At 60.3% G+C, this 25,765-nt stretch carries 20 protein-coding genes; 7 read left to right on the forward strand and 13 right to left on the reverse strand.

Annotated features, from left to right (window positions below):
• Positions 1 to 37 precede the first annotated feature (37 nt).
• Complete coding sequence (locus HUU46_02305; GenBank protein ID NUM52453.1) at positions 38 to 3,457, reverse strand: penicillin acylase family protein; 3,420 nt, start codon at positions 3,455 to 3,457, stop codon at positions 38 to 40.
• 147 nt (positions 3,458 to 3,604) lie between these two features.
• Positions 3,605 to 4,804: a VCBS repeat-containing protein gene (locus tag HUU46_02310; GenBank protein NUM52454.1), complete on the reverse strand. Its 1,200-nt coding sequence runs from the start codon at positions 4,802 to 4,804 to the stop codon at positions 3,605 to 3,607.
• Between the two features lie 238 nt (positions 4,805 to 5,042).
• Here HUU46_02310 and HUU46_02315 point away from each other — a divergent pair, with 238 nt between their 5' ends.
• Both HUU46_02315 and HUU46_02320 read left to right on the forward strand, forming a co-directional pair.
• Positions 5,043 to 6,212 (forward strand): hypothetical protein, encoded by a 1,170-nt coding sequence (locus HUU46_02315; protein ID NUM52455.1) that lies wholly within the window; start codon positions 5,043 to 5,045, stop codon positions 6,210 to 6,212.
• Between the two features lie 15 nt (positions 6,213 to 6,227).
• Positions 6,228 to 7,241 (forward strand): hypothetical protein, encoded by a 1,014-nt coding sequence (locus HUU46_02320; protein NUM52456.1) that lies wholly within the window; start codon positions 6,228 to 6,230, stop codon positions 7,239 to 7,241.
• Between the two features lie 50 nt (positions 7,242 to 7,291).
• Here the strand turns inward: HUU46_02320 and HUU46_02325 are convergent, their stop codons facing one another.
• Positions 7,292 to 7,810 carry a class IV adenylate cyclase gene (locus tag HUU46_02325; GenBank protein NUM52457.1) on the reverse strand — a complete coding sequence of 173 codons (519 nt, stop codon included), beginning with the start codon at positions 7,808 to 7,810 and terminating at the stop codon, positions 7,292 to 7,294.
• A gap of 91 nt (positions 7,811 to 7,901) precedes the next feature.
• Between HUU46_02325 and HUU46_02330 the strand changes: the two genes are divergently transcribed.
• Positions 7,902 to 8,735 carry a sugar phosphate isomerase/epimerase gene (locus HUU46_02330; GenBank protein ID NUM52458.1) on the forward strand — a complete coding sequence of 278 codons (834 nt, stop codon included), beginning with the start codon at positions 7,902 to 7,904 and terminating at the stop codon, positions 8,733 to 8,735.
• Positions 8,736 to 8,751: 16 nt separating this feature from the next.
• Here HUU46_02330 and HUU46_02335 read toward each other — a convergent pair whose 3' ends face one another.
• Together HUU46_02335 and HUU46_02340 are read right to left on the reverse strand one after the other, a co-directional pair.
• The gene (locus tag HUU46_02335; protein NUM52459.1) at positions 8,752 to 10,587 is read right to left on the reverse strand and encodes a HEAT repeat domain-containing protein; all 1,836 of its coding nucleotides are present in this window, start codon (positions 10,585 to 10,587) and stop codon (positions 8,752 to 8,754) included.
• Between the two features lie 56 nt (positions 10,588 to 10,643).
• Positions 10,644 to 11,246 (reverse strand): class I SAM-dependent methyltransferase, encoded by a 603-nt coding sequence (locus HUU46_02340; protein NUM52460.1) that lies wholly within the window; start codon positions 11,244 to 11,246, stop codon positions 10,644 to 10,646.
• A gap of 185 nt (positions 11,247 to 11,431) precedes the next feature.
• Here HUU46_02340 and HUU46_02345 point away from each other — a divergent pair, with 185 nt between their 5' ends.
• Positions 11,432 to 13,162 carry an exo-alpha-sialidase gene (locus tag HUU46_02345; protein NUM52461.1) on the forward strand — a complete coding sequence of 577 codons (1,731 nt, stop codon included), beginning with the start codon at positions 11,432 to 11,434 and terminating at the stop codon, positions 13,160 to 13,162.
• Here the strand turns inward: HUU46_02345 and HUU46_02350 are convergent, their stop codons facing one another.
• The 3 genes from HUU46_02350 to HUU46_02360 form a co-directional block, all read right to left on the reverse strand.
• Positions 13,163 to 14,743 carry an arylsulfatase gene (locus HUU46_02350; protein NUM52462.1) on the reverse strand — a complete coding sequence of 527 codons (1,581 nt, stop codon included), beginning with the start codon at positions 14,741 to 14,743 and terminating at the stop codon, positions 13,163 to 13,165.
• 166 nt (positions 14,744 to 14,909) lie between these two features.
• Complete coding sequence (locus HUU46_02355) at positions 14,910 to 16,172, reverse strand: helix-turn-helix domain-containing protein (GenBank protein ID NUM52463.1); 1,263 nt, start codon at positions 16,170 to 16,172, stop codon at positions 14,910 to 14,912.
• Positions 16,169 to 16,942, reverse strand: a complete 774-nt coding sequence (locus tag HUU46_02360; protein NUM52464.1) for an MBL fold metallo-hydrolase — start codon at positions 16,940 to 16,942, stop codon at positions 16,169 to 16,171. Before HUU46_02360 ends, HUU46_02355 begins: the two co-directional genes overlap by 4 nt.
• 130 nt (positions 16,943 to 17,072) lie before the next feature.
• Here HUU46_02360 and rpoN point away from each other — a divergent pair, with 130 nt between their 5' ends.
• A complete protein-coding gene (gene rpoN / locus HUU46_02365; protein ID NUM52465.1) occupies positions 17,073 to 18,503 on the forward strand; it encodes an RNA polymerase factor sigma-54 in 1,431 nt (476 codons plus the stop codon).
• Between the two features lie 27 nt (positions 18,504 to 18,530).
• Positions 18,531 to 19,142: an HD domain-containing protein gene (locus HUU46_02370; protein ID NUM52466.1), complete on the forward strand. Its 612-nt coding sequence runs from the start codon at positions 18,531 to 18,533 to the stop codon at positions 19,140 to 19,142.
• A 46-nt stretch (positions 19,143 to 19,188) separates the two neighbouring features.
• Here HUU46_02370 and nspC read toward each other — a convergent pair whose 3' ends face one another.
• The 5 genes from nspC to HUU46_02395 form a co-directional block, all read right to left on the reverse strand.
• On the reverse strand, positions 19,189 to 20,340 hold the full coding sequence (gene nspC, locus HUU46_02375; GenBank protein ID NUM52467.1) for a carboxynorspermidine decarboxylase: 1,152 nt from the start codon (positions 20,338 to 20,340) through the stop codon (positions 19,189 to 19,191).
• A 10-nt stretch (positions 20,341 to 20,350) separates the two neighbouring features.
• Positions 20,351 to 21,070 carry a hypothetical protein gene (locus HUU46_02380; protein ID NUM52468.1) on the reverse strand — a complete coding sequence of 240 codons (720 nt, stop codon included), beginning with the start codon at positions 21,068 to 21,070 and terminating at the stop codon, positions 20,351 to 20,353.
• Positions 21,071 to 21,084: 14 nt separating this feature from the next.
• A complete protein-coding gene (locus HUU46_02385; protein ID NUM52469.1) occupies positions 21,085 to 21,333 on the reverse strand; it encodes a type II toxin-antitoxin system Phd/YefM family antitoxin in 249 nt (82 codons plus the stop codon).
• Between the two features lie 22 nt (positions 21,334 to 21,355).
• The gene (locus HUU46_02390) at positions 21,356 to 22,531 is read right to left on the reverse strand and encodes a saccharopine dehydrogenase family protein (GenBank protein NUM52470.1); all 1,176 of its coding nucleotides are present in this window, start codon (positions 22,529 to 22,531) and stop codon (positions 21,356 to 21,358) included.
• A 673-nt stretch (positions 22,532 to 23,204) separates the two neighbouring features.
• On the reverse strand, positions 23,205 to 24,230 hold the full coding sequence (locus tag HUU46_02395; GenBank protein ID NUM52471.1) for a sugar ABC transporter substrate-binding protein: 1,026 nt from the start codon (positions 24,228 to 24,230) through the stop codon (positions 23,205 to 23,207).
• 640 nt (positions 24,231 to 24,870) lie between these two features.
• Here HUU46_02395 and HUU46_02400 point away from each other — a divergent pair.
• Positions 24,871 to 25,668: a hypothetical protein gene (locus tag HUU46_02400; protein NUM52472.1), complete on the forward strand. Its 798-nt coding sequence runs from the start codon at positions 24,871 to 24,873 to the stop codon at positions 25,666 to 25,668.
• The last annotated feature ends 97 nt before the right edge of the window (positions 25,669 to 25,765 follow it).

The raw sequence follows: 25,765 nt of genomic DNA on the forward strand, positions 1-25,765 counted from the left end.
TTAGGGTACGTTAGTCTAGCACTGCGTGCGCAGTCGCTCAACGTGCGGAGGCTTGCTTCTGCACGAGTTCCGCGGGTCCCAGCACGGCATAGGTGCGCGCAGAGGCATCTTTTCCCTTGAAATCGCGCTTGGCGTCGTCGCAGGACTGATCGGAGAGCTTCTCCCAGCCGCCGGCGGGATCGAACGCGTACAGTTTGAGCGCGGCAAGTCCGCTCGCAGCAACCGACTCGGCCGCCGGCCTCAGGTGGACCGTCAACTCGACGGGCGTGCCATCCGCCTGCACGTCCACGCGCACAAACTTCGTGTACGCGGCAAGACCGGCCGGGAGCGGCTGGTCCGGTTCGGGCAACACCACGAGCCGCGCGCCCACCTGCTTTTTCGCCGACACGAGCACCAGCCCCTCGATGCCCGGCGGGCGCAACTGCAACTTTTGTCCCCATGCCAGCGCGCCCTCTTTTGCGCCTTTTTGCGCAACGGGCGCCGTGGGCAGACCGTATTGCATCACCGGCATCGTGCGTTTCGAGCCCACCGCCGGTTCGGCCTGCGCTTCCGATTCAGTATTCATCGGGGGATTGCTGTCCACCAGCGGCGCGGGTGCGGGGGTCTGCGCCGGCTCTTCGCGTTGCTGCGCATTTGGGTCCGTTGGCGCCGATTCTGACGGAGTTGGCGTGACGGGCGCTGCTTCTGCCGGCGTTGTCTGCGCAGGCGGTGACACCGGCGCGGGCGAAGATACTATGGGCGCGGCGATCATGTCCCGCGGCGAAGGTGGCGGCGCGGCGGCGGACTGCGGTGGCGGCAATTCGGTTTCCGCTTTCGCGATGAGCGGCTTGGCGTCCGGCACGGCCAGCGCGACGAGCTGCCGCGCAAACGGATTCACCTTGATGCGCGACACCGCCGGCCCGAGCACCGCATATGTGCGCGGACGCCGATCGCGCGCGGCAATGACACGCGCATCGGCGATGAGTTCCTGGGCTTGCAGGGGGGCCCACCCCTGCGCGTTGTCGTATCCGTATATCGCGAGTTGACCGAGGTTCGATTGCGCGCACACTTCCTCCGGAACGTATATCTTCATCTCGATTTCGCTGTCGACATCCTCAGGTTGCTGATCGATCTGCGCATACACGGTGAATGTCGCGAGTCCCTCGGGAATCTCCGTGATCGGGCGCGTATCGATCTTCGTTGTCACCGTAACCGGGCCCTGCGCGCGGATGGTGAATTCCGATTCCATTCCCGGCGGCGAAACGCGCACCACGGACCCGTACGCGGATGACGCCAGCCGGCGCACTTCCTCCGGCTCGAACCGGGTCGGCTTCAGGCGCCGATCCTGGATCAGTTTCATCTGGTCGTCGTAATGCGGCGATACCGGGTCTTCCGACGCGCCGAACGGCACCATCGTCGCCGCCTCCGTGCGCGCGCCGAACGACACCGCCATCGCGAACCCATATCCGTAGGTCACGTTCCACGTGCCGTCTTCGAACAGCGCATCGGAAGCGACAAACAAGGGCTGCCCCGAAACGCTTCCCGGCGCCGGCAACGTGCGCTCGCCGCGTTTGAACACGTGCGCATCGCCCCACGGCTTGTTCAGCGTCTCGAATTCACTGCGCATCATCCGCGCCGCTTCGTCCGCCGCCTGCAACGCGAGCGCCTGAATCTGATCCGAGTTGCCGTCAATTGCTTCCCACACGGCGAATTCGTTTGCGCCGCCCGCAAGCGTGCACAACGCGTTCCACCACACGTGAAAAACGGTCATGCCTTCGCTTGACGGCTCCGCGACATAGTTCCAATTGCGCAGAATATCGAGGCACGGCGCGAGGTCCGGGTGGGCGCTCGCGAGCAGATCGGCCTTCTTGTCGGCCGCATCGAGAAGTTTCGGCATCGCGAACATCGCGCCCGGCACCAGCACGTCGTAGACCATCGCCTGCGCGTCCTGATACGAGCGCGCTCCCATCGACAGCAATCGACGCACGCGCCGCGCGCGGAACGTGTCGGGATCGTGAACGAGCCACGGCGGATACTGGTTTGGGTCGACGCCCGATCCGTCCGTAGCCGTCCAGGGCGGATTGCCGCAGGCCTGAACATAGCCGCTCTTCGGGTTCTCGATCAGCGGCAGTTGATCGATCCGCACGATGGGGCCCCACGCGAACCGCGTATCGTTCGCGGGTACCGGCGCGTCCCACGAGATGATGTTCAAGGGCGCGTTCGTGTTCTGCTGCCGGTTCGCAAGTATCTGATCGCGTGCGGGCGGCGGCGTGTTTTTCGCGCCAACTTTGCTGTTGTAGAGGTACAAAAGATTGCCCGCGTGGTCCGCGTAGACAATGTGAAACGTCGGCAGTTGCTGCTCGTTCAGCGCCGCCCGGAACTGCTGATAGTCCGTCGCGCTTGCCATGAGGTGCAATTGGCGAATCGCGCCAAAATCGCGGAACCCGCCGATGAAGTAGCTGCAGGTGCGGTTGTTGTACCGCCCAACGACGGGGCCGTACGGCGTATCGAGATACGGCACCTGCCGCTCTTCCATGCCCGCGGGAGTTCGCACGAAATAGCGCTTCGCGTTCATCACCGTTTGCAGATACCGCAGCGTGTCCGGCGAGACTAAGGCGCCACCCTGCGGTCCAGTCGGGTCCGCGGGATTGCGCGCGGCCGCGCCACCTCCTCGCGGTTCCATGTACACATCGGCGAAGTCGGACATGTTCGGTGTGAGCGACCAGCCGAGCAGACCGTTGTGTCCCTGCACAATGACCGGCAGGCCGAACAGTGTCGCGCCGTAAATGTTAAATCCGCCGCAGGTCAGTTGCGCTTCGTACCATTGGAACGGCCCGCGATAATCCGTATGCGGGTTCATCACCAGAATCGTGTCGCCGTTGGTTGTGCGTGAAGGTGCGATGGCCCAGGCGTTTCCCGTGTTCGACGCCGCGGGCCGCGCAAAGGAACCTGGAAGATCGAATGGCGCGAAACTCATGAGGTAACAATGCATCAGCGCAAGGATGTCCTCGGGCCGGACGCCTTCGGCCCATTCCGGCGTCTGGCCGGGATGCTCGATGATCCAGGCGTTTACGCCGAGCGCAAACCCGTTGCACAAGTCGCGCGTGATAGCGTCCGCGTACGGATACACCGCGAGCGCGAGGTCCGCGTACCCCATCTTCAGCGAGAACTCGTCCGACAGCGCGTACTCCTCGCCGTACACTTCCGCCGCGCGCCCGTTCGCCACGCGGTACGCGCGGAGCATGCCCTCGATGTGGTCCTCCGCCTGCGCATATCCGAAGGCAAAACTCATCGCGAGAAAATTGTCCGCCTGAACGTGCGGCACACCCCATTCGTCGCGGTAAATGGTGGCCTGTTCCCAAAGCACGGACGGATCGGAGGGGACTTGCGCGTGGGCGCAAACGCACATGAACGCGAGAAGAGAAAAGATAGTGCGCGCGATGCGCCGGTGGAAGACGTTTCGGATTGGACCCAACATGTCAGCTTAATCGTCCTCCGCACGCACCAATCTTGTCAACTATTCGGCGCGTGATCGGGCGAGACTCGGCTGCAGATCGAACGGTTCCGTTCCATACTTCCCATTACTCTCACAATTCCCACTACGTCCTCTCCGCCCATCGAAACGCTACTCGCCCGCGCCGTGCGGCACCGTCGGGTTCTCGTACCAGATCACGGCGTTGATCTCGCGTTCCTCGCAAGTAATCAGGTCCAGGTCCCCGTCCCCGTCGAGATCGTACGGCACGATCAGGTCATACTTGATTCCCGGCGCGCCCGCGATATCGTGTTCGTTCCACTTGCCGTCCGCGGCGCGCGACAGCCAAAACACGCCGGAGGCCGTGTCCGCCTGCTCGCAGGTCACCGCCAAATCCTGCAACCCGTCGTTGTCGATGTCCGCGATGCACACCGCCTTGCTCGTGCCGAACGCGTCGGAAAAGGTAATCGTCTCCGCGCGCCATTTCGTCCCCTGCACATCCTCCCGCAGGAAGACGATGATGTCCCGCGGCTTCACTGCGGCGGCAACGTCACGGTCGCCGTCTCCATCGATGTCGCCGGTTGTGATGAACATGACCTCGCGCCCACGCGCGCCGATCTCATGCTCCGGCCACACGTTCACATCGTCCGTTCGCTCCAGCCAGTACACGCCCGTTGCCGGACCCTTTCGATCCGAAAACAGAATGTCCTGATCGCCGTCGCCGTCCATGTCTTCCGCGACGAGCGACATCACCCAGCCCGCCGTGCGCAGCTTGTGCCACTTCCACGAATCGGTGCGTCGCGACGTGCCCTTCGTCTCCAGCCATCCGATCTGCCCGTTCGGGTCCTTTGCGCCGATCACAAGGTCCGGCCGCGCGCCGTTCGTGATAGACAAGGGAACGCAGAACATCCACGCGGCCTTTTTCTCAAGCGCGGGTACTGCCCGCGGCTTCCAATGCGTTACGATCGAATTCAGACCGGGCGTGGGGGCTAACGAAATCGGGCCGGGGTTCCAATGCACATACACGGATTGGTTCTTTCCTTCCGTGCACGACACGACATCGAGCCAGCCGTCCGCGTCCAGGTCGATTTGCACCGCATCTTCGGGGCTCTCCACGTTTCCAACGGACAACGAAGGCCACGGCTCTCTGATCGCGCCTACGTCTGGCTTCGTAACCACGCGAACATCCCCGCCTTCCTCCCAGCCCGTCGCGATTTCAAAACGCCCGCTTTCATCCGGCTTGGAAAGCCGCACCCCGTCCGCGCCTTTCGACGACTGGTCGATGACATGCATCGGCCACACGCCAAACGCAGTGGCTACTCCCACAACCGCAAGCGCGACGCTAGACAGCATGATCACAGCCTAACGCCAACGTCGGTCAAAAACCGCGTCCCCTGCATCGCATATAACCTCCTGGTCCTTTTGGTCTTTTAGGTCCCTTGGCCTCCGCCAATTTTAATCACGCTTCGGCGAAGCCGTCCCTCCTGACGTCACCTAATCGTACGCGATTCTTCGCCCGGAGACCCCCGATCAGTGCAACACGCTGGGCAAGGAATTAGGAAGCTTTTCTGTACATCGCTGCGAGGACCTCATGAACAACCACGGAATCGAAAACGCACGAAGCCGGCGCAAACGTTTGCCGCGGCGAATCGCCCTGCCCGGGCTCGCCGTGCCCGCCATGCTGATTCTTCTCGTAACGTGCGGCTGCGCACATTTGCCCGCCCAGGAAACGACTCGGTATGCGGACGCATTCAGCGAAGTCGCTGCCGTAACCGAGGAACTGTTGAGCGACTACTCGACTGCGCTCGATGCGGTTAGCGCGCAGGAACGTCTCGCGGCCGGCCCTCCCGCCTCCTATCCGATCCTCTTCGATCCCGCCGCCGCACTGGCCATCGAGGAACCCGACCCCGCGATCGTTGGCTTTCACAATGCGCTCCTCGCAGTGTCGGAGTACAACGCGCTGCTCCTGGACCGCGTGCACGGCGCGAACAACGAAGGGCTCGCCGGGCGCGCCGCATCGGCGTCGAAATTGATCGACGCGCTCGGCCTCGGCGCATCGCCGTATGCCGCATCCGAACTCGTCGAATCGCTCCTGCAAATGATCGCAAGCGCGCGGAACCGGCACGAGTTCGCGGATGCGGTAACCAAAGGCCGGCCAATCATCGACGCGATCCTCCAGAATTTCGCCGACGCCACAACGGACTTCTACCGCGTCCGCGTCGGTCTTGTAGGCGCTGCTATCACCGAGATCGAATTCAAACAGCTCACAATTCTTTCTGAAATCGAGCACATCTCGAGTGGATTTGCCCCGCCCATGGCCGGCTCGGACCTTGCCCTGCGCCGCGCACAAGCGGAAACCGAACTCGCCGCGCTTCGATTGGTGGTGTCGCCGAACGCAGTGCTTCGTCCGCTCCCCATCGGCGCGCGACCATACGACGGCGACGTTCAATCGCGCATCGAAGAACACATTCGCGTGCTGCGCGGGCTGTGCGCGGAGCGCGACGCCTCTATCGAGGGACTGACGAACTACCACAGGCAGTTGTCGTCGTATGTGCGGTTACTCGATGACACGCGCCGGTACTTCGACGTGCTGTCGAAGTCCGGCGACGGGACCGCCAACAGCGACGCGATCGCGGCCGGGCGCGAAGTGGATGCCGGCGCCCGTCATCTGCGCGACGACATTCGCAGCAATCGGAGCGCCGCACTGTTGCCCGGCGCCGGCCAGCCAACCCACACCGCGATCAATTCATCTGCGAACTAATAGGAATCGAAATCTATGCCAACGCGATTCGAAGGCGATCTTGCCGTGCTCTACGCCGGCGCCCTGCACCATCTGACAGTCCTGATGCACGCGCCCGGCGCATCCCACGCGGATCGCGAACGCGCGCGCGGCGCACTGCTCCGCCTGCACCGTGCGTACTCGGCCACTGGAATCAAGAACCTTGCGCAACGCGCCGCGGAACTCAACGCGCTCGCGAGTACTCTGCGCAATCTTGCGGGCGGCGCCGATGAATCCATCGCGCCACTCGAACTCGAAGGGCTGCGCGATACCGCCGAAGAAGCCCGCCGTATGCTCGTGCGCGCCGCACGCGAAGCGTTTCCGGAAGATGCCGCGCAAGCTCCGCGAGACGACGATCCCGATGTCGTCGCGGACGACTCCGCGGTTCCACCGCACGATCGGTCCGGCTCGTCGAACCCGTCGTCGGAGCCGCCCGTTGGCCGCGTCGCGCCGGACCGCCGCGACGAGTACGAAGCACTCTTCGACACCTGCGTGGTGCGCCCGGACAAGGTCGATAAAGTGAACTGGTACGCGAAGAAAATGTCGGAGCATCAACGGCGCTACGACGAGGTCGGCGGCGCGCTCGATATCCCGTGGTGGTTTATCGGCGCGATACACGGGCTCGAATCCGGCTTTGCGTTCGACCGGCACCTGCACAACGGCGATCCGCTCGGCGCGCGCACAAAGCGCGTTCCGCCGGGGCGTCCCACCGATGGCGAGCCGCCGTTCACATGGGAAACGAGCGCCCGAGACGCGTTGCGCTACATGAAGCTCGACCAATGGGGTGACTGGAGCGTGTCCGGCACGCTGTACCAGTGGGAAGCCTACAACGGATTCGGCTACCGAAAATACAAAATCAACTCCCCGTACCTCTGGAGCTTCTCAAACCACTACGAAAGCGGAAAGTACATTCGCGATCACGTCTTCGACACTGAAGCGACATCGAACCAATGCGGCGCGGCAACGTTGTTGCGGTCACTGGTGAATTCCGGCGCCGTGCGATTGCGCTGAATAACCCAATGACCAGCGTCGAAATATTGCGTTGCTCCTATAACTCTCATTCAACCATTTTGCCCTTCCAACAACTCGACATAGCTGCACGCAATCAGGTCCTCGTCGCCAATCCCGAACGCATCGCGCAACCGCGCGATCTTCGCGTGCCCATCGGCGTCGTCATAATCGCCATCCAACACAGCTTCGAACTCGGCAAAAGTGCCCAGCCGATCCACCGAATCGAGGTGAATTCGGACGTTGTGCCAAAGCCACAATTCGCGTTTCTTGCGCACGACGAGGCGCAAGCCCAACGCCTCCACCAGTATGCCCAACAATTCAAGCGACCCCGCAACGATCTCGTAGTCACTAGCCTTGCTTTCCTCGGTGTCGTCGCGATGGTAGTAGATGAGTTCCATATCTCCCGGCTCGTTGTCGCGCAGCTTGAGCCTTCCCGAAGACACTCGGAAATAGAAGTCGGTTTGCTTAATTACCCCGTGACGCTCCGCGCCGATGGCTTTGCAGGTTTGTCGCGCATTCCGGATGTCGCGGAGCCGCGCTTTCAGTTCGATGTTCCGCATGCGCGGCATTGTGGCAAAAGCTTCACCCGTGTGCTACCCTCCCTTTTGACTCGTTCCCAAATTCCTATTTGGGAATGCCACGCGAGAGGGGTGCACTGCCATGAAGCTTGGAATGAATCTGTTGCTCTGGACCGGCGCCGCCGGCAAAGAACACTATCCGCTATTCAAACAGATCAAGTCATGGGGGTTCGACGGTGTCGAACTGCCGATGTTCAACGCGACCGGTTCCGACTGGGCGGAATTGAAGAACGTGCTCGACGGCGAAGGTCTCGCCAGCACCGTTGTCTCCGTGCCCGCACCCGGCACCAACTTCATCAGCGAAGACGCAGGCGAGCGCGCCGCCGCGTTGACGTTCTTCAAACAGTGCGTCGACGCGTGCCACACCCTCGGCGCGGAGAAGATCGCGGGGCCGTTGTGCTCGCCCGTCGGCAAACTCGTCGGCCGCGGCCGCAACCGGCAGGAATGGGACTGGTGCGTCGCGGGCTTGCAGGCGCTCTGCGATTACGCAAAAGATTTCCCGGTGTCCATCGAACCGCTGAACCGGTTCGAGACGTATTTCATCAACTCCTGTGCGGACTCGACCGAGTTGGTGAAGGCGATCGGAAAAACGAATGCCGGCTTCCTCTTTGACACGTTCCACTCGAACATCGAAGAGAAGAACGTCCCTGCCGCAATCCGCGCGAGCGGCAAGGCGATCAACCACGTGCATGTCTCCGCTAACGATCGCGCCACCCCCGGCGAGGACCACGTCGATTACGCGGGCGTTTTCAAGGCGCTCAAAGATATCGGCTACGACGACTGGCTCGTGATCGAGGCCTTCGGCCTCTGCCTGCCCGAACTCGCCGCCGCCACCTGTATCTGGCGCCGCATGGCCCCCAGCGAAGAACACGTCGCGAAAGAAGGCGCGAAGTTCATCCGCAAAAGCTGGGGCTAGCCCTCACGCCAACTGGCTACAGTGCCGCTGCGGTCTTTTCCTTCGGCGCGTTGCGCCATTTTTCGATGAACTCCTTGCGCTCGCCGGGGTTCGACTTGCCGACCTGGTCCGGGTTCTGCGTGAAGCCGGTGACCTTGTTCAACGTGAACGCGAGACGCGCCGTGACGTAGGCGTCTTTCTCGTTTTCGATGGCTTTCGTGAGCGTCTTTACGTCGCCCTGGCCCACCACCCGCGTTAGCGCGTACGCGGCGCGTTGGCGAACGTTTTCCGGCGCGCCGGACGCGATGACGTCGAGCATCGCAGCGCGCGTCACCGCGGCGGGCGCGTGGTGTTGCAGCGCGCCGATGAGTTTGATCCGGACACGCGCATCCTGAGCTGCGTCACCGACGCGTATCGCGATGTCCTTCGCCATTGGCTCCGGCATCGTCACTTCGAGCGCGCGCGCCGCCTGATACCGCACCTCGGCATCGGTGTCGTCAAGATAGGCTTGCAGCGCCATCACCGATTCCTTCGTGCCGATCATGCTGATCGCCCACGCAGCTCTCTGGCGGGCCGCAGCATCGTCGCTCTTCAGCAGCTTCGACAGCGCGGGAATCGCGGGCGCGTACAGCATCGCGCCAAGTTGCTCAATCGCGTCGAGCTGTTCCTCGCCCTTGAGCGATGCGAGCGAACCAAGCACGCCCTTCGGCGTCGCCTCGTCTTTCCACGCGATGTCCCGGTCGATCTGCTCGAACTTCTTGCGTTCTTCCGACCACGCGAACGTGCGGATGTCCATGCGGTCTTTTTTGCACTGATAGATTGTGTACGTCGGTTTCGTGTAACCGCTGCCGTTGTCGGTGTACGCAGTCCACCATTCGCCGTAGTTGGCGTTGATGTCGCCACCGTTCACGAGATAGTGCACGCCGTTGCGGTCGTCACGCTTGTTGTCACGGACGGGATAATGGCGCTCGAAGATGTGCGTATGCCCGGACATGTGAGCGGTGACGTTATGTTTATCGAGCACGTTCTTAAACAGGATCATGTCGTCGCCCGGCTGCTTCCGGCTATCCGTGGGGCCGTGGTATCCGGTGCAGTAGATCGGGAAATGCTGCGACACAAACGTGTACGGCGACTTCACCTCGCCGAGATGCGCGTCGAGCCAGTCCGCCGTTGGCTTCACCATCGCGGGGTTCACTGTCTGCTCCCACGCGAGCGCCACGACATGCACATTGCCCCACGTGAAATGCGAATACGGTTCGCCGTTTGGATTGTCGTGGTATTTGGCGAACCAGTCATTTTCGATGTCCGTAAGCATCGTGCCTTCGTGATTGCCACGTGCGGTGAGGATCATGTGTGTCGCGCCGATCTCCGCGAACCGGTCGAAGTGCGGTTTCCACAGCGAATAGTCGTGCCCTTTCACCACAAGATCGCCGTTGATTAGGAAGAACTCCGGTTTCCATCGCATCAGGTCCTGAATGAATCCGGTCTCTTCGACTTTGTTCTCCCAGCGGCGCGTATCGCCGAAAATGGCAAAGGTGACCTCGCGGTCCGCGCTCGGCAACGGCGCGGTCTTGAACGTGTGCTCCTTCGCCTCGCTCCCCGCGCGCACCCGATACGAATAAGCCGTGTCGGGTTTCAATCCGGTGATGCGCACCTTGCGGATCATTTCGTTCTCCGGGCCGGCCGCCTTCTGATCGAAGGCGCCTTCCAGTCCATACTCGACGACTCCCTGCCCGTTTTCGTTCGTCTGATAAATGACCGTTACCCCATCCGGCGTCACGTTCTGCAAGAACGGGGCAATGTAAAAACCGTCGGCGTACGCGATGGAATACAGCGTCACCGATACCAAGAAAATCCGGAAAGGCCACATCATCTGCTCACTCCTATTCAATTCAACGACTTGGCTGTCGTTCTCCCGAACCCTAAACCTCAAACCGCTCTTCTCGCCGTGCCAGCCAGCCGCCACTGTCCCCAGCGCAACTGCCGGGGATCGCGTGCAAGTCCAGCGCGATCCATTTCCGCGTAGAACGTCTCCGCGGTGAACATCCCGTCCTTGGGATGCACGAGGAAGACCTTCACCACCGGGTTCGCCGTGAACCCGCGCAAGTATTCCTCGTATAGAAAGAGCCCGTCCGGCTTCAGCACGCGCGCGATTTCGCGCAGCGCGAGCGGCCATTCCGGCACGTGATGGAGAATCGCGAATTCGACGACCACGTCGAATTGCGCGTCCCCGAACGGTAACCGCGCCGCATCGCCCTGAAACAGCACCGCGCGCCGTTCGTTGCTCGAACAATGCCGCACCCGCGCGCGCGCCAATTGCGCCGGATCGTAATCGAATGCGACTACCCGGTCCGCGCCGCAATGCCGCAACAACAAGTCCGTGTCCGCGCCCTGACCGCAACCAATCTCCAAAACCGATTTGCCGGCAAGCGTCGTGTCCGCGCGCCGCAACAGCGAAGTGGCCAGTTTCCGCAGCATGAGCGTGCGCAACGGGTTGTTTACCATCAGCTTCTCGAGCGAATTCATCTTCATGGCATGGTCCTGCGGATTGCGAACAGAGTGCCAAACGCGGCGGTCGTATCGCAACGCGATGCGCCACATTCTGCCCTGCGCCCAAGGGCCTACCCCGTTGACAGAATTGGCTGTAACCGTTTAGCATGAATGCTGTAAGGCTGCGGTTTCGTTTCGCGATCGTCACTATTCAGGGGAGGTTTTCCATGCGATCTCGCCGCGCAACCTATCGTCTGCCCATCGCCGCCGCGTCGATGTTCGTCCTGTCCGCCCAATTCGCGTGCGGTGCCGTCGTCTTTACCGGCCCCGCGCCGCTCAACTCGAACGCCGCGTCGGATTCGGCAAACGATTTCACCCCGCGCATCGCCACCGATCGCGACGATACCTTCGTTGTCGTGTGGGCGTCGCAGAGCAAACTGACCGAGCCGGGCAATGGCGATTTCGACATTTTCTTTGCCCGGTCGGTGGACGATGGCGCTACGTGGAGTTCGGTGGCGACGCTGAACGACGGCGCAGACAGCGACTCCGTCGACGATTCGTCGCCGGACATTGCCACGGACGGAACCACGTGGATTGCCGCCTGGAGTTCCGATCGATCCGCGGGCATGGGCGACGTCGTGGACACAGACATTTTCTTCTCGCGCTCCACGGACGGCGGCCAGATGTGGTCGGCGGCGGCCGTGCTCAACTCGAATGCAACCTCGGACCTTATCGACGGGGACGGCGCACCCCGCATTGTTAACGATCCGACAGGAATCTGGATTTGCGCATGGACGTCCGACGCGGACCTGGACGGATCGAATTCCGATAGTGACATCGTCTTCGCGCGGTCGACCAACGACGGCGATTCGTGGAGCGCGCCCGCGTTCCTCAACAGCAACGCGGCGAACGGCTCGAGTGACGATGGCAACGCCTTTCTCGCCGTGAGAGACGCTGGAACGTGGATCGCCGTGTGGGAATCGAACGACACCTTTGGCGGCGCCATCGGAAGCGATTACGACATCCTATTCGCGCGCTCGACCGACGGGGGCGAAACGTGGAGCGACGCACAACCTCTCAATTCCGATGCGGCCACCGATCAGGGCGCGACCCCGGCGGGTAACGATGCAGGCGCCCGGGTGCTGAACCTCGGCGGCGAGACATGGCTGGCCACGTGGCACCGGCATCTCGGTGGCGGCCTCACCGAGATTCTGTACGCGCGCTCGACCGACGACGGCATGTCGTGGTCTGACCCCATGGTGCTCGACAGTCCGAATAGCGGATCGAAATCCGGGCAAAATCGGCTCTTTATGAGCCCGATTCAGATTCGATGGTCCACCTGGAATACCGGCAAAGGATCGCCGCATTTGTCGCCTACGCTGTTCGGTGTTGCGATGTCGGATAGCAGCGTCGAGCCGCCGGACGGCAAGGGCGGTTTGTCGGGAAGCGACTACGACCTGCGCATCTATTTCGCCAGTGAAGACGGGAAACAATGGACCGATCCGGAGTTCGCAAACACAAACGCGTTTGACGACTCCCGCGACGACAACAACCCGGAACTCGCCGCGGACGAATCCGGCCATGTCGTCCTCGTGTGGTCATCGTTCGATAGCCTCGGCAACACCATCGGTACCGACGCGGACATTCTCGTCTCCACGGTGACTATCGGCGGGTTGACTGAATTGCTCACGCCCAACGGCGGCGAGAAATGGAAACGCGGGAAGAAGAAGAAAATCGAATGGGTGACCAACGTCGATTCCGCGGAAGACGTGCGACTGGACTTGCTCCGCAACGGAAACAAGGTGAAGACGATCACCAACGGCGCACCCAATGATGGGTCGTTCAAATGGAAAGTGCCTGATAATCTCGATAAAGGCGGCGGATACCAAGTCGAGATTAGGTTGGATTCCGATCCCAGCGTCAAAGATTCCAGTTACTACGATTTCCGATTGAAATAGCTACTCCGCCGCGGAGGTGCGATGCGGAACGCTTCGCCCTTCCTGCTGATACTTTCGCAATAAGCCTTCAAGTTCGGCGACGACTTCCGGGTGGTTCGCCTGGACGTTTCTGCTCTCTGTCACGTCGGTACTCATGTTGTAGAGTTGCACGGGCGGGTCGTTCGCATCGCCTTTCCCGCTCCATCCGCCGGAGCCACGCCCGAGAATGAGTTTCCATTTGCCCTTGCGGATCGCGAACGTACCGTCGATCGAGTGGTGGACGATCGCCTCGCGGACCGGCGTGTCGTTCGTGCGTCCTTCAAGCGCGGGCAACACGTTGCAGCTATCGACCGCCGCATTGTCCGGCAGGGGATAGTTCACTATGGCCGCGCAGGTGGCCATCAGATCGACGTGACAAATCGGCTCCGTGGAAACGACGCCTTTCGGAATGCGGCCCGGCCAGCACGCAATAAATGGTACGCGGTGACCGCCCTCCCAAATGTCCGCCTTGATTCCGCGGTAAATGTAACTTGGGTTGTGACCGTACTGGAGCAGTGAACGCGGCCTGCCGTCCATTTTCTCCCCGTCATTCGCGGGGGAACCGTTGTCGCTCGTGAATACGATCAAGGTATGGTCGATCTGCCCCGTCTCTTCCAGGGCGCTCACGACTTGCCCAACCGCCCAGTCCACTTCGCAAACATAGTCGCCATAGCGGTGCGCTTCGCTCTTGCCGATGAATTCCGCCGCGGGCGCGACCGGCGTATGCGGCGCGGTGAGCGGGAAGTATAGGAAGAACGGCTTGTCCGCCTGCTTGTTGAAAGGCGCGGCCCCCGGCGCGGCCTTGATAAAGTCGACCGCTTTACGCGTGATTGCCGGCATGACCGCATCGAGTTTCCAACCCGGGACCATCGGCCCGGGCGTGCCAAACATGTCGTCGGGTTTTGACGCCGTTGGTCGTTCCGTACAGCGGTCATTCTCGATGAAGCAGTATGGCGCGAAGTTGGGCACGTCGTCGCCAAAGTAGTAATCGAACCCGCGCGCGGTCGGGCCGTTGGCGATGGGCCGCGTCAAGTCAATCTTGTCGTTGAACGCTTTCCGCGCTTCGAGACTGTAATCGCCCAGTGCCACGGTGTCGTTGATGCGCGAACCGTCCGTCGTCGGCCAGTCCCACCCGAGATGCCATTTGCCGATACACGCAGTCGTGTAACCGCGCTCGCGCAACATGCCACCAAGCGTCAGCGTGTCCGGCGCGATCAACGGCCCGTCCCACGTCCACAACACCGACTGTTTCAAAGGGGATCGCCACGCATACGTGCCCGTCAACATGGCGTACCGCGTCGGCGAACACACCGCGCTGGGCGAATGCGCGTCCGTAAACCGCATCCCACGCGACGCGAGACGATCGAGATTCGGCGTCGGGATTTTCGATTCCGGGTTCTGGCACGCCAAATCGCCGAACCCCATATCGTCCGCGAGAATGATCACGATGTTGGGCAGTCGATCCGCGGCTGCGGCGCATGTATCACGATGGCCGGGCAATGCGGCAGCCAGCGCGCCCGCGCCCAATGCGGAAAGGAAATCTCTCCTTTTAATATGCCGCATGCCCGATCCTCCCGATGTGACATCCGCTCGGATAATCACGTTAGCATAGGGGCATCGGCGTTAACATTCATTCGCGATTCCTGGCCACTGATAGTGACGCGCATTGGATACCTGCAATGCAGCGCCGGAACGAATTGCGCTCCCGCCGAATTCCGTGACTGTTGCGTTACCGTCCCGTCCGGTACTGCTCCCGGTACTGCACCGGCGATAGCCCTTCGAACTTGCGGAATTGTTTCGTGAAGTTGGATTGGTCGTTGATGCCGACGCGCGTAGCGACTTCGCCGATGCCGAGACGTGTGCGGCGGAGGAGCTCTTTGGCCTTGTCGATGCGGAGACGGGCGACGTATTGGCTGAACGACAGGCCGTATTTCCGCTGCAAGTGGTGGGTGATGGCTGTCGGGTGTTTGCCGAGACGCTCGGCGATTTCGCCAAGCTGTACGGCTTCGGGCATGCGGCCCATCACGGCGCGGTCGAGTTCGGCAAGGACGCTGTCGTGCGTGTCAGTCTGACGGCGCGGCACGAGCGGCGACAACAAGGCCATCACCGCTTTCACGAGGTCTGTGTCCGCCGCGGCGTGACGCACGGCGTTGAGGAACGCGGGAAATTCTTCCCACGAGCGCGTGGTGTTGCGTCCCGCGCGCTCGGCGGCTTCGAGCACAGCGCTGGTCAATGCGACGGCGCGCGCGCGCCGCGCCGAAAGTTGCAGTTCGGCGGATGTATCGACCTCGGCGATGCCTGTCTTTACAAGGGTGCGCGCGAGGGTTTGGTCGCCACTCGCGAGCGCCGCAGCGATTTCCGCGCCCCGGTAGGGCGAAGTATCTGGAGACTTCGAGCGTAAGCGGCGCGGACGGCCACGCGTGCGTTTGCCCCGCGGCGAATCCGTGGGTTCGGCAGACTCGGCGTCTGCCTGTTCCGCCTGCCAAAGTTGTGCGATTGCGTCAACCGTCCACTCCGCGAGCGCGGGGACGCTTTCGCCACGGATGTGATTGATATCCGTCAGCGGCACGGGAAAGAACGGCATCTTCGCGTGCCCCAGGGCCACGAGCCCGCGCATGGCGTCTTCCATTAGCAATTCCGGCGCTTCGGCCGGGCAATACGGCCCCATCGTAAGGACAAACCGCTGACCGGTCGACGGCAGCGCGGGAACGGATACGCACGCAAACCCCATGTGGCACAGAAAGGTCGCGGGCTTCGTGACCGAAAGCGCATACTGGCTGCTACGGACGCGGGAAGCCTGGCATGCGTCCGCACCGCCGGGCAATTTGGCGATGTACGCGCACGCCGCGCACTGGCCGCAGCCCCCAAGTTTCCTGCCTTCGTGCCCCTCGTCGTCGACGTGATGAATGGCCGCCGGCATGCCCGCCGCGCGGGACGCGCGTTCCAGCACCCGGCGCACCGCCCTCGAGTGCAGGAAGGCGACCGCCGTCACGGGCGAATCTCGAACACCGGCGTGGGCCTGTCCTGCCAGGCGACGTGCAGTTCCGCGGCGTGGCCGCGCATGGCCTGGGCGGCGGCGGTCTGGGCCAGTTCCTTGGTGTTGTTTTCCTCGCTGATGTGGACGAGGACGACCAGGCGGAGCGCGTCGTGCAGTATGTGCGCCAGCAGTTTCCCGGCGTCGCGGTTGCTGAGGTGGCCGAAATCGCTGTTGATCCGCTGCCGGATCATCGCGGGGTAACTGCTCCGCCGGAGCATGTCGGGGCAGTAGTTCGACTCGACAATGAGGCCGTGGGAGTGGGCGAGCCGCTGGCGTACAAGGGTGGTCGTGTGGCCGAGATCGGCGGCCAAGCCCAGCTTGGTTCCGCACGCTTCCACAACGAAACTGACCGGGTCGGCGGCGTCATGACAAACGCTGAAACTGCCGACCCGCATCCCGTTCAGCGTGATGTCGTCGCCCGCCTCGAAGTACCTGATATCGTTTAACTTGCCGATTCCGGGCGGGAGCCTGTCCGCGGTGCCTCGGGTCATATAGACCGGGACATTCACCTTGCGCGTGAGAACACCTACCCCCGCAACGTGGTCGGCGTGTTCATGCGTGACAAAGATCGCCTTGAGCCCATCAAACGTGATGTCAGCCTGCGCGGCGCGCGATTCAAGCTGACGGTAGCTTAACCCGTTGTCAATCAGGATCTTGCTGCCGTCCGCTTCGATGTACGTTGCGTTACCGCTGCTGCCGCTGCCGAGCAGGCAAAACCGAATCACCGCATCACCCCCGCGCCCCCACCCGAGGGCCTTAACGCTAATATAACACTGTATTTAGGAATGGTCAATTGACAGATGAAGGGATGGCCGTTATAATGGCATAGCAGTTGCTAAGGGGTAGTAAATCAACATGATGCACATGGAACACCGGCTGTCGCAGAACCTGTCGCAACGGCTGATGCTGACCCAGAAAATGCAGCAGGCAATCCAAATCCTGCAGCTTTCGGGTATAGAACTAGAACAATACCTGCAAAAAGAGCTCGAACAGAACCCCGTCCTCGAACAATTGGTCAAGGAACCCAAGCCGGAGACGGTCCAACCGCCCGCCCCCGCCACGTCAGACGGGGCAACCATCGAGGACACGGCGTTTAACCTCGACGACTACGCCACCCAGTGGACCGACTTCCGCCGCGAGGGCACGGACTTCTCCCGGAACCCGGACTTGGCCGAGAGGCGGGACCATTACCAGAACTCGATCACGAAGGAGGAGTCCTTCTCGTCCATGCTGCTGACCCAGCTCCGGCTGGCCGCGCAGGACGAGAAAACCATCGAGATCGGCGAACTCATCATCGGGGAGATCGATGGGAAGGGCTATTTCACCGGATCGTTGGCGGACATTGCGAGCGAGGCTGGCGCCTCGGTAGACGAGGTTGATCGGGTGCTGCGCATGATTCAACGGTTCGAGCCGACGGGTGTCGGCGCGCGCGACGTAGTCGAGTGCCTGCAGTTGCAGATCGACGTCGAGTATCCGCACGTGCCGGAGTTGAAAGTCCTCGTCGCGGAACATCTCGAAGCGCTCGAGCACCGGCAGATTCCGAAAATCGCGAAGGAGATGCGCGTCAGCGTCGAGCGCGTCGAAGAACTGAAGGAAATGCTCGCCAAACTGAACCCGTGGCCCGGCCTCGAGTACAGCTCCGAACCGACGCAGTACGTCACCCCGGACGTCATCGTCGAAAAAATCGACGACGAGATCGTCGTGTATCTCAGCGACGATTCGCTGCCCGCGCTGCGCATCAACGAAGACTACCGACGCATGATGGGCAACGGGAAGTGCACGCGCGAAGAAAAGGCCTACCTGCGGGACAAGGTCGAGTCGGCAAAGTGGCTGATCCGCAACGTCGAGCAGCGGCAGCAGACCATCCTGCGCATCGCGCGCGCGATCGTGGACGTGCAGCAGGACTTCCTCGAACGCGGCATCGAGTACATCAAGCCGCTGACGTTGCAGGAGATCGCCGATCGCGTCGGCGTGCACGAAGCGACCGTCAGCCGCACTACGCGCGGCAAATACATGCAGACGCCGCAGGGCCTGTTCGAGATGAAGTTCTTCTTCTCGCCGGGGCTGAAGCGCGACAGCGGCGAAGCGCAATCGTCGAAAAGCGTGCAGTCGATCATCAAAAAAATGATCGACGACGAAGACAAGAGCAAACCGCTCAGCGATCAGAAGATTGCCGACATGCTGAAGGCAAAGGGCCTCAACATCGCGCGGCGCACGGTAACGAAATACCGCGAAGCGCTCGGAATCCTGCCCACGTCCATGCGGCGCTCCTATCAGGAAGCGTAGCGGAATTTGGCCTCTCACGTCTCAGACATGTCGGACTCGTCCGGCAGGTCGGACTCGTCCGGTCCGCGGCCTTACTCCCCCCGCATCGTCGAAGCCTTTGCGTTCTCGCACGGAATCCACGCCAATCACACACGCAAAGGATCGGGTGTTCCCTACATCACGCACGTGATGTCCGTCGCGGCCATCGTCGGCGAGCATGGTGGCGACGAGGACACCTTTATTGCCGCGCTGCTGCACGACGCGGTCGAGGACGGCGACGGGTACGCAACGCTGGAGAAGGTCCGCGCGCAATTTGGCGCGCGCGTCGCGGACATGGTCGAAGCATGTTCCGACGCGTTCGAGAAACCCAAGCCGAAATGGCGCGAACGCAAGGAACAATTCATCGAATCCATGCGCAGCGCCGCACCGGAAGTGAAACTCATCGTCGCCGCGGACAAACTGCACAATCTCTGCGCCACCATCGGCGACTACGAGGCGATCGGCGAGGAAGTCTGGCTGCGGTTTACCGGCCGGCGCGAAGGTACGCTCTGGTATTACGCCACGATCACGCAAGCGCTCGCGAATGGATGGGAACACCCGCTCGTCGACGACCTTACGGCGTCGCTGGAAACGCTACACGCCGCATGCACGAGGCGGTGAATTCGCGGCGTTCCTTCACGATCCCGGAGCCGCCGCGGCGCGCACGTCACGACAACCGGTTCTTGTAGTCCTCGTACGCGAACGTACGCACGATGCGCGTGTGGCCGGTTTCCGGGCTGTAGATGCCGATCGACGGGAGGCGCACACCGTTGAACGTTGTGTTCTTCACCATCGTATAGTGCGCCATGTCGAGAAAGACCAGCTTGTCGCCAATCCGCAATTCCTGCGGAAACGAGTAATCGCCGATAACGTCGCCGGCGAGACAGGTGAGCCCGCCCAGCCGGTACGTGTGCGCGAACTCGCCGGGCATGCCGCCGCCGATGATCTGCGGCCGGTATGGCATTTCAAGTACATCGGGCATGTGCGCCGTCGCCGATGTATCGAGAATGGCGATGTTCATACCGTTATTGAACATGTCGAGCACGGACGTGACAAGGACGCCCGTGTTCAGCGCGATGGCCTCGCCCGGTTCGAGATATACCTCCACGCCATAGCGGGACTTAAAATCGGAAACGAGCCGCACCAGCAACTCGATGTCGTAGTCCGCCCGCGTAATGTGGTGCCCGCCGCCGAAATTGATCCATTTCATTTGCGGGATGAATTCGCCGAATTTCTCCTCGACCGCTTTTAGCGTGCGCTCGAGCGAATCGGAGTTGAGCTCGCACAGCGTGTGAAAGTGCAGCCCTTCGAGGCCATCGAGCGACTCGCTTTCGAAGTGCGCGCGCGTCATCCCCAGTCGCGAACACGGCGCGCAGGGATCGTACAGCGCGACCTTCACTTCGCTGTGTTCCGGGTTAATGCGCAGTGCCGGCGACACGTCTCTGCTCGATTTCTGAATGAGGTCCTTGTACCGCTTCCACTGATTGAACGAGTTGAAGGTGATGTGGTCCGCGAGCGGAAGGAGTTCCCGCATGTCGTCTTCGCTGTATGCCGGCGCGTAGACGTGCACCTGCCCGCCAAATTCGAGACGGCCCAAGCGCGCCTCGTCGACGGAACTCGCCGTCGTCCCGCGCAGAAACTGTTTCACGATGGGAAAAGTGCTCCACATCGCGAAGCCCTTCAGCGCAAGAATAATCGTGCACCCCGCGCGTTCCTGGACGTCCGCAAGCACTTCGAGATTTCGCCGCAGCGCGGATTCGTCCACCACGTAGGCGGGGGTGGGGATATCAATCACGGGGATGTTGGGATAGGTTGGCATGCATCTCCTTCTATACTGATCGTTCCGATTCCCGCGGCGTGGTTACTCGTTTGGCACGGTACAAGGAAATGATTGCCAATGTGACATAGGCAATCATCAATGGAAGAAAAAGAGGATTTGACACTTCCGATACGACGTTTGCGGCAGCTTCGACGACCAATTGCTCGTCGTTGAAGTTCTTGATTCCGGCCATATCCCGAAGAAGCGACATGTTCAGTTTTACCGTAGCGCTCACAAGGGTCACAACGAAAACCAATGGAAATAGCGAACCAACAAGTGTGCGTGGCCAAGTGAGTTTGCCCAAACGGCGCGCAAAAAACATCAGCAGTGCCACCCGCCAGCCTGCTACAAACGCCAGAAATCCCAAATTCACACGTGCGGCTACTGCGGACGTCATCATCCGCTCAACGGGAATTGCATAAACAATACCGGGTAAAGCCGTAAAGGTGACGCACACCAGGACGCGTGGATAGGACCAATCATTCGGACGCATTGGCAATAATGTAATCCAAAGAAAAAACGCCAGCACGAAGACGTAAACTACGGAACCCAGCCCAAGTTTTTGAAACAGATTCGCCCCGCCATCGTCCCACCAGCGGCCGAGGCCTACGATCCAAGTCGCGACGATTCCGCACACAAAGTAGCGCCATTCCGCGTTGAAGCGAAGCATTTCGCAACGAGACGCGCAAAAGAAGGGGAAGCGTAAGGCGGTTAGCAGCGCATCTTTCATGGATGTTTATGCTCCTAGAGATTAAGTGCCTTCTTTACTACCTCCCAAGGAATAACTTCACCGCCTTCCGCCAGTGCGGCGTCGGCAGCTTGATTATCGATGCAATCCTCCACTCTCTGAGCCAACTCTAGGTCCTCCAGCGGAACCAACCCTGCAATTGAGCCGTTGCTAAGCTCGATGCCAATTCGCGCACCGGTACTTGCCACGCGATCAATTGCGTTACGAAGCTCGTCCGGTATCTCGTGTATATTCACTCTCAACAAAGTTGGACTCCTTAAGTCGGCGTCACATCTCCTGCACGCGCCACGGCAGCCCGTGCCTGTTCAGTTTATCCATGAACGGCGCGGGATCGAACTGTTCGACATTGAAGACGCCTTCGCCGCGCCATTGGCCGGTGAGCATCATCATGCCGCCGATCATGGCGGGGACGCCGGTGGTGTAGGAGATGGCTTGCGCTTTGACTTCCTTGTAGCACTCGGCGTGGTCGCAGACGTTGTATATGAAAATCTTTTTGGGCTTGCCGGCTTTCACGCCTTCGATCAGGCAGCCGATGCACGTCTTGCCTTTGTATCCCGGCGCGAGCGACGCGGGATCGGGCAGGAGCGCTTTCAGGAACTGGATCGGAATGATTTCACGGCCTTCGAACATTACGGGGTCGATGCGTGTCATGCCGACATTCTGCAACACGCGCAGGTGCGTGAGGTACGATTCGCCGAACGTCATCCAGAAGCGGATGCGCTTGAGTCCCTTGATATGCTTCACGAGCGACTCCAGTTCTTCGTGATAGAGCAGATACGCGCGTTTTACGCCGCACTCGGGAAAATCGAAGTCCATCGACACCGACATGGGATCGATTTCTTTCCACTCGCCTTTTTCCCAGTACTTGCCCTTCTGCGTGATCTCGCGGATGTTGATCTCCGGGTTGAAATTCGTAGCGAACGCGTGGCCGTGATCGCCCGCATTGCAGTCGAGGATATCGACGTAGTGGATTTCGTCAAAGTGTTCCTTCTGCGCGTGGGCCGCGAAGATATTCGTCACGCCAGGGTCGAACCCGCAGCCGAGTAGCGCCATGATGCCCTTCTGCTTGAACCGGTCCTGGTAGGCCCACTGCCACTTGTACTCGAACTTTGCGACGTCGGGCGGCTCGTAGTTCGCCGTGTCGAGATAGTCGAGACCAGTCTCCAAACACGCATCCATGATCGGCAGGTCCTGGTACGGCAGCGCGACGTTGATCAGCAGTTTTGGCTTGACCTTGTTGATCAAGGCAACAACCTGCTTCGGATCGTCCGCGTCCACCTGGGCAACGTCGATCGGCCGCGAAATCTGATCGCGGATTGCTTCGCACTTTGACAGCGTCCGGCTGGCCAGCGTGATCTCGCTGAACACCTCGGGCACCTGCGCGCACTTGTGCGTCACCACGCCGCCGACACCGCCGGCGCCAATGATTAATACTCGGCTCATGTAACGGAAATCTCCAATGATTTGAGATTTGAGATTTGAAATTTCAGATTTCAGAACAACTGGGGAGGAAGAATAGCAAACGAACGCGCCAAACGGAATTGGTTGGTCTCCCACAATCTCATTCAAGGCCTTGGCAATTCCCGTTGCTTCTTCGAAATCCACACTTCCACCTCTCCCTCCGACGCGAATACTCGGTCGCCATGCGTTGGCTGGCGAGTGAGTTACCATAAGAAATCGAGCGCGCGTGGGAACGGCGGAGGCAAGGCGTATACTGGTGTCGCGTGGAAAAGGAGGACTGAACATGCCAAGCGTTGCAGTGCCGTTAGCGATTATGGTGGGGCTGGGAGTTTCCGCGGGAGTCGCGGCCCATCGCAAGGTGCCCCGATTTTGGAAGGCAAGCGTAGTTGGCGGCTTGGCGGGCGCCCTCATTTGGATCGTGGGGACCTTGGCCCTGGTCGTTCCTACGGAGGGTTTGGGCTGGACGGGAGTGGAATCGCTCTTTCTCCTCTTCAACGCGTTCGCCGCCGCGTTTGCGGTTACTTTTCCCGCGGCCATTCTTGGTGGCCTACTCGTTCGCTGGAAACGGGCCTCACCAAGAACAAAGCATATGGTATAAGGATCGTTCGCGATCGCGGACCATCTTTGGATGCCGCGCTCGGGGGATCGCCGCGAATCAAATCATTCTATTTTCCATCAAGTACTTGAACCCCGCAGCGTTGTCCTTGGTCACGACCGGATTGTCGATGATCATGAACGGCGGCACCTGATCCTTCTTCTGTCCCTGTGCGCACGCGAAATACCCAACCATCAGCGCCGTAAGATGGATACGGCCGGCCGCGTTCATCGCGGAACAGATCAGGTCACCGTTTATCACGCCGTTTAACCCTTGCTCTTGCGCGTCGATGCTGCCAAACACGACTTTGCGCTCCTTCCCGGATCGCTTGATCGCCTGCACCGCCGCCATCGCCATGTCGTCGTTGTGGCAGAACGCCCCATCGATCTGGTCGTACCGCACGAGCAGGTCGTCCCAAATCTGGCCTGCCTTGTTGATGTCCCAGTCCGCGGGCTGTTCGTCGATGACTTCGATCTCAGGATACTTTGCGACAACGGTGTGAAAACCCTTCGCGCGGAGTTGCGCGCCGGTGTGCGCGAGGGCGCCCTGCGTATGAACAATCTTCCCTTTGCCGCCGATGGATTGGCAAATCATCTCCGTGGCTTGTTCTGCGAGCTTCTCGTGGTCCGGCGTCATGAAGGTCCACAGACCGATGTCCTCGCCCTCGGGCACAATGCGCGTGTCAAAATCGATCACGGGAATGCCCCTGTCGATAAGGCGTTTCACCGGCTCCGCCAGCGTCTGGATTGCGTAAGCCTGAATCGCGACGAAGTCCCAGTCCTTCGTCGTCATGTCTTCAATGTCCTGCCGCTGCTTGTCGATGTTCAGTTGCGAATCGTAAATGGTGACGTCCACGCCAAGATGTTTACCCCACCACTCCGCAGTCTTCATCCCGTGCGCGCACCACGTCGCCTTGAGTCCGGCGTTGGAGAACGCCGCCTTATAACGCTTGCCCTCCGGCGCCACGGGCATCGGGGCGTCGGCGGGCGCAGTCTCGTTGCAACTGAACGCAGTCGTCAACGCGCCCAAGGCCAACGACGTCGTCGACCACTGCAAAAACGCACGGCGATTCTCTTCACGCATCATTGAAACTCCCCTCTCATACGCGCACCTTACTCGTGCCCGCCCAGAGTATAGCAAAGCGCCGCACTTCGGGACTCGCACAAAGCCGCGCTACTTGCAGCGTCCGTTCTCGTGGTTCGGCGCAAGCGAACACGGTACACCGGACAACGTGCGCGCGCCGCAGATGCGGCCGTTTAATTCTGCTTCGCGTGCTTCGACAAATGCGATGTCGGCGGGATCCCATGCGGAGGAGAGCGGGGAGCCGAGGGTCGTGAAGGGACGAGAGTTGTCAGACGCCGGTGCCCTCGGGATATTAAATGTAGAAGCCTCCGCCGGGTCTATCGGGGCTGCCGGGCCTGTCGGGTCTACCGCGACTGTCGAGCGCACTTGCATGGACATATGCTCCTAGCCACTAGCGCACGGAGTTGTACTCCAGTCGCCAAAAACCATGCAACACGCGCGCGCAAAACCCAACGCAAACGCGGGAAATATCTACGCCACCGATTCCACCCAAACCTCGCAAAACTCAGCTCTTTAGCTTACGTCTCAGTTAGCTCAACCCTCCACGACGGACGTATTTCGCTTGACATCGCACTTTAATCGACGCATCATTTGTATGGAGAGGGTGCGGACTGGCCTTTCAACCAAAATGTGAGGTACCCCTATGCTTCCACGAACTATTCTCGGTCTTAGTATCCAGTTATTTTTTTCGGTTTTACTCGCGAGCGCCGAAGAGCCGCGTACCTTCGAACGTTTGAAGTATGACGAAAAAACAGATTTTGCAGGGCAGTCTAATCGGAGGGTGCATGTTGCAGAAAAAAAGCACGTCGAATTTCTTCAGCAAACCGTCAGCCGATTTGACAATTACGAACAATTTATTATAGGGAAAACCTTGATTTTACAGAATGACAAATCTCGTCGATTTGGCCCCTATAATCTGGCGGGTAAAAACGCTACAGCGACTGTGGCGGAGTTCACTTACACTTACCAGCCTCCGCGCAGCGAACGGCTAAACCACCATAACAAAGAGCATCATGTTTGTCCTGATGGTCCTGTCTGGAACTACCGAATGTATTTTCGATTCCATTACGACAATCCGCAGCCCTTGGATATGTCTAGCGATCTTGCAAAAGAAGTTCTTAAGGTTTCGCAGAATTTAATTGTTACTGCTTATCAAGGCAACACTGTGATCGCCATTTATGAGTTAGTCCAGGATCAATCAAAAACGTATGCAATGCCACCGGAACTCCTTGTTGACGATCTCTATTTTGAGTTTTCCGTAAAGCAGGATGCGAAGGAAAAAACAACCGATGTCACATTTGGCCAGGCCGTGTACGGCATAAATAGCGCAGGCCAGCCAGATAAAAGTCACGAGAACTGCGCTACCAAGAAAGACCCGCCTGCGATTCCTATACTCGATGAAATCAAAGGCTCGTTCGATTTTGATATCGTAGAGTTCTGACGCCGAGGCGGTCGACATGGAGGTCGGCCGCGTCATTTTCCAACTCGCGTCTTCCATTTCTGAGGAATCGATACCTGTGTCGTTCCCAAGTGTGAGC

It is taken from the genome of Candidatus Hydrogenedentota bacterium (genome assembly GCA_013359265.1).
GTDB lineage: Bacteria > Hydrogenedentota > Hydrogenedentia > Hydrogenedentales > SLHB01 > JABWCD01.

What these genes read in the sequence shown, in the direction of transcription:
- HUU46_02390 (NUM52470.1), bottom strand. Translation starts at nt 22,531, where the DNA reads ATGAGCCGAGTATTAATCATTGGCGCCGGCGGTGTCGGCGGCGTGGTG.
- HUU46_02305 (NUM52453.1), bottom strand. Translation starts at nt 3,457, where the DNA reads ATGTTGGGTCCAATCCGAAACGTCTTCCACCGGCGCATCGCGCGCACT.
- HUU46_02335 (NUM52459.1), bottom strand. Translation starts at nt 10,587, where the DNA reads ATGATGTGGCCTTTCCGGATTTTCTTGGTATCGGTGACGCTGTATTCC.
- HUU46_02400 (NUM52472.1), top strand. Translation starts at nt 24,871, where the DNA reads ATGCTTCCACGAACTATTCTCGGTCTTAGTATCCAGTTATTTTTTTCG.
- HUU46_02395 (NUM52471.1), bottom strand. Translation starts at nt 24,230, where the DNA reads ATGATGCGTGAAGAGAATCGCCGTGCGTTTTTGCAGTGGTCGACGACG.
- HUU46_02345 (NUM52461.1), top strand. Translation starts at nt 11,432, where the DNA reads ATGCGATCTCGCCGCGCAACCTATCGTCTGCCCATCGCCGCCGCGTCG.
- HUU46_02325 (NUM52457.1), bottom strand. Translation starts at nt 7,810, where the DNA reads ATGCCGCGCATGCGGAACATCGAACTGAAAGCGCGGCTCCGCGACATC.
- HUU46_02320 (NUM52456.1), top strand. Translation starts at nt 6,228, where the DNA reads ATGCCAACGCGATTCGAAGGCGATCTTGCCGTGCTCTACGCCGGCGCC.
- HUU46_02350 (NUM52462.1), bottom strand. Translation starts at nt 14,743, where the DNA reads ATGCGGCATATTAAAAGGAGAGATTTCCTTTCCGCATTGGGCGCGGGC.
- rpoN (NUM52465.1), top strand. Translation starts at nt 17,073, where the DNA reads ATGATGCACATGGAACACCGGCTGTCGCAGAACCTGTCGCAACGGCTG.
- HUU46_02310 (NUM52454.1), bottom strand. Translation starts at nt 4,804, where the DNA reads ATGCTGTCTAGCGTCGCGCTTGCGGTTGTGGGAGTAGCCACTGCGTTT.
- HUU46_02330 (NUM52458.1), top strand. Translation starts at nt 7,902, where the DNA reads ATGAAGCTTGGAATGAATCTGTTGCTCTGGACCGGCGCCGCCGGCAAA.
- HUU46_02370 (NUM52466.1), top strand. Translation starts at nt 18,531, where the DNA reads ATGTCGGACTCGTCCGGCAGGTCGGACTCGTCCGGTCCGCGGCCTTAC.
- HUU46_02380 (NUM52468.1), bottom strand. Translation starts at nt 21,070, where the DNA reads ATGAAAGATGCGCTGCTAACCGCCTTACGCTTCCCCTTCTTTTGCGCG.
- HUU46_02315 (NUM52455.1), top strand. Translation starts at nt 5,043, where the DNA reads ATGAACAACCACGGAATCGAAAACGCACGAAGCCGGCGCAAACGTTTG.
- HUU46_02340 (NUM52460.1), bottom strand. Translation starts at nt 11,246, where the DNA reads ATGAAGATGAATTCGCTCGAGAAGCTGATGGTAAACAACCCGTTGCGC.
- nspC (NUM52467.1), bottom strand. Translation starts at nt 20,340, where the DNA reads ATGCCAACCTATCCCAACATCCCCGTGATTGATATCCCCACCCCCGCC.